Source organism: Protofrankia sp. Cas8 (assembly GCF_963555845.1).
Taxonomy (GTDB): Bacteria; Actinomycetota; Actinomycetes; order Frankiales; family Frankiaceae; genus Protofrankia.
Genome location: NZ_CAUVXI010000316.1, coordinates 1 through 2,651, shown reverse-complemented (window position 1 = coordinate 2,651; position 2,651 = coordinate 1). Strand labels below are relative to the sequence as shown.

Sequence of the window (2,651 nt, the reverse complement as noted above, 5' to 3'; positions counted from 1 at the left end):
AGCGGTCCCAGCGCGGGACCGCCGACCACCTGGCCGACATCCCGAACCGCGACTGGCGGTGGGGCACGGCGACGGCCCGCCAACGGCTCGTCCATCGCCTCGGAATCCTCAGCCAGATGACCGCTCACGGCGGCGAGCTGGAAGGGCTCGGGCAGCTCGCCGCGACCATGCGCGACGACATCCTCGCCCGTTGGCCCTCACTTCAACCGCTGCCCGCACAACGGCCGTAAGAGAGCCCTCATCCGGAAAAGGTAGGCCGATGATCTGGACCGCCGAGCGGCGCGGCAGCACCACGGCAGCACCTCGCCGAACAGCCATCGGTACAGCCCAGGCCGCCGACACTGGCCGACCGGAGCGGACGGCGGTGGACGGCCACGCACGACGGAGGCCCGCCAACCTGGCCCGGCGAACATGGACGAACCCCCACGGACATCACAAACATGATTCTTAATCTGCGGGTCAGAATGTGTGCCAGTGTTGCTTGGTGAGGAACAGATCTTCGCGGAACCGGGTGCTCGATGACCGGCTGTGGGACGACGAGGGACAGCAGTGGCATCGCGTCAGAGGTGAGGGGGCCGACGTCCACGGACGCGAGCGAACATCCACGGAAAGAATCAGGACTGCGACCTACGCCGGCGGACGTCAGTCGCCAAGGCCCTGCAGGCTCCCCATTCCCGCTGAACGCCAGAGTGTCCTACGGGCCGCAGCTGCCTACGGCTGGTCAAAGAAGTTCTCGTCGACCTGCTTTAGTACGAAGTTTTCCTCAGTGACTACTCCACAATCGTACTCGATCATGGGCGATGCAAGTTCGGGTCCGTCGATGAGGACGAGCCGCGCGTTAACTCGGTCGGCGTAGTCCCGCGCACCCGCGGTGAACCTGCTGGTTGTGATGAAGACGCCACGGCTCGCCTGCGCCCCGTGCAGTGCACCAACGAATGCCTGTATCTCGGGACGCCCCACATGCTGGTCCGTGTAGCGCTTCGCCTGAACATAGACGATGTCGAGGCCGAGCGGGTCAAGGCGGATCAGACCGTCAAGACCGGCGTCGTTAGACCCACCGAGATGCTCCCCAGGCGCTTCCAGTCCTCCGTAGCCCATTTCGGCCAGGAGCTTAAGCACGAGTTGTTCAAGAAAGGCCGGAGGCTGCTTTATGATCCGCGAGACGAGGTCTGAGGAAACCGCGGAGTGTGCCGTGTCGATTGCCTCAGTGATGGCCTCGCGCGGAGACAGGTCCTGCGCAGAGGATACGGTCTCTGCTGTCTCGGCAGACTTCCCTTTTCTCTCGCGTGTCCGCATCCTGAACTCTACGTACTCCGGAAAACTCAGAAGGACGGTCATATTTACGCGGTCAGGGTGCGTCTTTAGTGTGGTGCGCCCTCGGTCTGTAATTTGCGTTATTCCCCGCCCAAGCCGTTCAAGGAGCCCAGCTTGTGCAAGATGCGTGATGGCCCATGCAACGCGGTTGGAAAAAACCAGCTTCGATCCGCTTGGAAGAAGTCTCTTTCGATCTTCGGTCGATACGTCCATGATCTCAGCTAGCCTGTCGCGCAACTCGACAGTGCTGTGTGGCTGCCCGTCCTCGTGTACTGCGAGACATGGCCGCATGAGCGATTGAATGTCGGGTATAGCCACACTTCGACCCTTCGTCAGTGAACAAGTGTGACGAAGAATACCGAACCTACCGCACCCCGGAGCACGGACGCGAGCGCCTGCTGGAGCAAGGACGGATCTTGCCTGGTCGTCGGCTGGGCCTCCGCGGGTCACTGTAGTGCCCATGTGAGGGCTCGGGGCAGTCCTGACTACTGAGACATTGGGCGGAGTCCGGGTGCCCGCCCACCGAAGGAGCCTCCCGTTGTCATGTACCTAATGCTGTACCCGAGCCGGCGGACGTCGGTGGACGAGCGCGAACACCGGCGGACGGTGAGCCCAGGTCACGCCGTCCCGCTGATCCTCTCGACCCGCCTCTCCCGACGCTCCCGGCTGCTCCGCAGCCAACCAGACACGGACGAGCGGGCGGTGACCTGTGCCGGCAGCGCCTCAGGCGATCTGGCGGAGGTCGTTACCGTAGTCGAAAATGATCCGCAGGCGGGCACCCAGCGCCCGGGCATACCGGCTCAGTGTCGCAACCTCGTTGACGTCGAGGTCGCCGTTCTCGATCGGGCTTACCCGGCCCGGTGAGACGCCCATCAGCTCGGCTATCTGGCGCTGGGTCAGCCCTGGCTGCTTGCGCTCTTCGGCAAGGAGGCCCGCCGGTGGGAGCCGAAACGGCTGCGCCACCGGCTGTTCTCCCTCGCCGGCCGGGCCGCCCGCCACGCCCGCCGCACCGTCGTGCACCTGGCCGCACACCTGGCCGCACACCCCTGCGCGACAGCGGGCCACCCAGCCACAACCCAAACCGCCCGAATACCACAACTCAACATCACCAAGGCCGGGAAGACAGGCCACGATCATGTATTCGCGAGGCGCGAAAGGTCGAGGTTAGGCCGCGTCCGGGTGCCCGGCGGGTACCGAAAAGGCAGCCGTACCGGGACGGGATTACCGCGCACCCGCGGCGGCCGTCGCGGCGCATACGGCAGGCACACCGCGGGTGCTGATGCGGTGTATCAGGCGGCGCTCGCCATCGGCGTTGCTGTAGCAGGTCGGCGTCGCCG

Annotated in this window: 1 protein-coding gene and 2 pseudogenes; 1 reads left to right on the top strand and 2 read right to left on the bottom strand. The window is 64.9% G+C overall.

Translation table 11 applies throughout. The features are described 5' to 3' along the window. Positions 1-230: pseudogene (locus U9977_RS26040) on the top strand (aminoglycoside phosphotransferase family protein); the annotation flags it as partial. A 481-nt stretch (positions 231-711) separates the two neighbouring features. On the opposite strand, the gene U9977_RS26035 reads toward U9977_RS26040, so the two are convergent. Both U9977_RS26035 and U9977_RS26030 read right to left on the bottom strand, forming a co-directional pair. Next, positions 712-1,632: a restriction endonuclease gene (locus tag U9977_RS26035; protein ID WP_322751922.1), complete on the bottom strand. Its 921-nt coding sequence runs from the start codon at positions 1,630-1,632 to the stop codon at positions 712-714. 405 nt (positions 1,633-2,037) lie between these two features. Beyond that, positions 2,038-2,241 (bottom strand): annotated as a pseudogene (locus tag U9977_RS26030) (helix-turn-helix domain-containing protein); the annotation flags it as partial. Positions 2,242-2,651: the final 410 nt, after the last annotated feature.